1 pseudogene is annotated in these 4,201 nt (G+C 45.3%); it reads right to left on the reverse strand.

Annotated elements, in window-relative coordinates:
* Positions 1 to 157: 157 nt before the first annotated feature.
* Positions 158 to 4,201, reverse strand: a pseudogene (locus tag Hs30E_RS10575) (hypothetical protein); the annotation flags it as partial.

Genomic DNA, 4,201 nt, shown 5'->3' on the forward strand with positions numbered 1-4,201 from the left:
TTAATTTGTGGTATTATCAATTTCGAAATTTAATTTCGGGAGAAGTCTATTAAAAAACAAGCAACTAATCAGTTACTTGCTTTATAGGGGAAAGGAGTTTCCCACACGATTTGACAAAGAGCCAAAATTCGCTACTTGTTCTTCTTGACTAGCCTTATCAAAGGAGGTTGATACCTACTTCGTTAAGTTTTTTAACAGGAAATTCAGTGGGACTAACTGTCTTTTTCTCGCCTGTCAGTGTTTTGATGGTAATACTTTTTGTTGTCGCATCACCGACAAAAGTAATCTCATCATCTGGTGTTAAAATGTCAAATTTCTTGCTTGATTGCTGATTATCATTGTTTGGTCGCAAGTCAGCAATGTTGATTTGCTTAGCAAAGCCTTTTTTCGTGGCAATTGCAAACTTGATGTCCGTGTCAAATTTATCAACAATTTTAGCAAAAATAGGTTTTTCATTTTTGGCAATCTTAGTTGAAAGTTCACTGATATGTTGTCCCTTTACATCCAATGCAAGATTTTTCAGCTTATCAATCGGGCTATAAAGCACATTACCAAGATTTGTGAAAATGAGAACATTTTCAGACTGACGTCCTTTTTCAGCAAAACACATGCTGTCTTTATTTCTGATACCATTGATGTCGTCGCTAGACAAACCTCTAGCTTTCGAGCGCTTGATGTGACCGTTTTTACTCAAAGTCACGAGTACCTCACGGCGCGCAAGAATCGCGATAGCCGCTGCCCCAGTCAGGAAAGCACCGAGAATACCGACTGCAAATGGTGTCGTTTTTAAAGCTGTTGACGGAATAGTTGGCATTGTTTTTCCTGGTGCCTTTCCAATATCAGAAGGCTTTTTACCAGCTGTGTTTGGAATATTATTGCCGCCAACGTCTGGCGTTTGAGCTTGAGGAATTGTACCCTCGCCGTAAGGTTTGTCATCAAATTCATTTTTAATGCCATCGCCGTCAATGTCATCGTCAAATTCATTTTTGATGCCGTCGCCGTCTATGTCGTCGTCAATGTATTCGCCTGCTGTCCATTGACCGTCGCCGTTTTCATCTATCCAATTCGGTTTGCCGTCATTGTCAATGTCTGGTGTTTGAGCTTGAGGGATTGTTCCATCGCCGTAAGGTTTGTCATCAAATTCATTTTTAATGCCATCGCCGTCAATGTCATCGTCAAATTCATTTTTGATGCCGTCGCCGTCTATGTCGTCGTCAATGTATTCGCCTGCTGTCCATTTGCCGTCGCCGTTTTCATCTATCCAATTCGGTTTGCCGTCATTGTCAATGTCTGGCGTTTGAGCTTGAGGAATTGTACCCTCGCCGTAAGGTTTGTCATCAAATTCATTTGGAATGCCATCGCCGTCAATATCATCGTCAAATTCATTTTTGATACCATCGCCGTCTATGTCGTCGTCAATGTATTCGCCTGCTGTCCATTTGCCGTCGCCATTTTCATCTATCCAATTCGGTTTGCCGTCATTGTCAATGTCGGGCGTTTGAGCTTGAGGAATTGTACCCTCGCCGTAAGGCGTGTCATCTACTGCATTTGGAATACCATCGCCGTCAATATCATCGTCAAATTCATTTTTGATGCCGTCGCCGTCTATGTCGTCGTCAATGTATTCGCCTGCTGTCCATTTGCCGTCGCCGTTTTCATCTATCCAATTCGGTTTGCCGTCATTGTCAATGTCGGGCGTTTGAGCTTGAGGGATTGTTCCCTTGCCATAAGGCGTGTCATCTACTGCATTTGGAATACCGTCGCCGTCAATGTCATCGTCAAATTCATTTTTGATGCCGTCGCCGTCTATATCGTCGTCAATGTATTCGCCTGCTGTCCATTGACCGTCGCCGTTTTCATCTATCCAATTCGGTTTGCCGTCATTGTCAATGTCGGGCGTTTGAGCTTGAGGAATTGTACCCTCGCCGTAAGGCGTGTCATCTACTGCATTTGGAATGCCATCGCCGTCAATGTCATCGTCAAATTCATTTTTGATGCCGTCGCCGTCTATGTCGTCGTCAATGTATTCGCCGGCTGTCCATTTGCCGTCGCCGTTTTCATCTATCCAATTCGGTTTGCCGTCATTGTCAATGTCGGGCGTTTGAGCTTGAGGGATTGTACCCTCGCCGTAAGGTTTGTCATCAAATTCATTTGGAATGCCATCGCCGTCAATGTCATCGTCAAATTCATTTTTGATGCCGTCGCCGTCTATGTCGTCGTCAATGTATTCGCCTGCTGTCCATTTGCCGTCGCCGTTTTCATCTATCCAATTCGGTTTGCCGTCATTGTCAATGTCTGGTGTTTGAGCTTGAGGGATTGTTCCCTCGCCGTAAGGTTTGTCATCAAATTCATTTTTAATGCCATCGCCGTCAATATCATCGTCAAATTCATTTTTGATGCCGTCGCCGTCTATGTCGTCGTCAATGTATTCTCCGTCATCCCATTGACCATTACCATTGGTATCAACCCAGTTGGCTATGCCGTCGTTATCGTTGTCAATCGTCTGTTTCAGATTATCTGGTCGAAGTGGATCCGTGCCTGCAATGATTTCATCGCCGTCGGTTATACCATCGCCGTCCGTATCTGAGTCAAATGGGTTTGTACCCGCTGCCTCCTCCTCACTGTTTGTGAGACCGTCGCCGTCTGGATCACCTATCAGCCAGTCGCTCTCGGAGTCGTAGGTTGAATCCGAGGTTTCGGTCGAATCACTTAACTCTTCGGAAAGGCTGTCTGTTTCGGAGTCGGAGTCTTCTTCAGAGTCGCTATCTTCGGCGGAATCGCTATCTTCTTCCAAATCGCTGTCTTCGGCGGAATCGCTGTCCTCTACTGAATCGCTATCCTCGGCTGAATCGCTATCCTCGGCTGAATCGCTATCCTCGGCTGAATCGCTATCCTCGGCAGAGTCGCTTGCTTCTTCTGAAGCTAAATTCCTATCAGACTCTGAATCTTGTGTTGAGTCGCTGTCTTCGGCCGAATCGCTATCTTCTTCCGAATCACTATCTTCTTCCGAATCGCTATCTTCTTCCGAATCGCTATCTTCTTCCGAATCGCTATCTTCTTCCGAATCGATTGCTTCTTCCGAATCGCTTGCTTCTTCCGAATCGCTGTCCTCTACTGAATCGCTATCCTCTGCAGAGTCGCTTGCTTCTTCTGAAGCTAAATTCCTATCAGACTCTGAATCTTGTGTTGAGTCGCTGTCCTCGGCGGAATCGCTATCCTCGGCCGAATCGCTTGCTTCTTCCGAATCACTATCTTCTTCCGAATCACTATCTTCTTCCGAATCGCTGTCTTCTTCCGAATCACTGTCTTCTTCCGAATCACTGTCTTCTTCCGAATCACTGTCTTCTTCCGAATCGCTGTCTTCTTCTGAATCGCTATCTTCTTCTGAATCGCTATCTTCTTCTGAATCGCTATCTTCTTCTGAATCGCTATCTTCTTCTGAATCGCTATCTTCTTCTGAATCGCTTGCTTCTTCTGAATCGCTATCTTCTTCTGAATCGCTATCTTCTTCTGAATCGCTATCTTCTTCTGAATCGCTATCTTCTTCTGAATCGCTATCTTCTTCTGAATCGCTTGCTTCTTCTGAATCGCTATCTTCGGCTAAATCACTGTCTTCTTCCGAATCGCTATCTTCTTCTGAATCGCTTGCTTCTTCCGAGGCTAAATTTCTATCAGACTCAGAGTCTTGTGTTGAGTCACTGTCCTCAGCTGAATCACTATCTTCTTCCGAATCGCTGTCCTCGGCCGAATCGCTGTCTTCTTCCGAATCGCTGTCTTCTTCCGAATCGCTGTCTTCGGCAGAATCGCTGTCTTCGGCAGAATCGCTGTCTTCTTCCGAATCACTGTCTTCTTCCGAATCACTGTCTTCTTCCGAATCACTGTCTTCTTCCGAATCACTATCTTCTTCCGAATCGCTATCTTCTTCTGAATCGCTGTCTTCTTCCGAATCGCTGTCTTCGGCAGAATCGCTGTCTTCTTCCGAATCGCTGTCTTCTTCCGAATCGCTGTCCTCGGCCGAATCGCTGTCTTCTTCTGAATCGCTATCTTCTTCTGAATCGCTATCTTCTTCTGAATCACTGTCTTCTTCCGAATCACTGTCTTCTTCCGAATCACTGTCTTCTTCCGAATCACTGTCTTCTTCCGAATCACTGTCTTCTTCCGAATCACTGTCTTCTTCCGAATCACTGTCTTCTTCCGAATC

This window comes from Pseudolactococcus hodotermopsidis, from assembly GCF_011170085.1.
Classification (GTDB): domain Bacteria; phylum Bacillota; class Bacilli; order Lactobacillales; family Streptococcaceae; genus Pseudolactococcus; species Pseudolactococcus hodotermopsidis.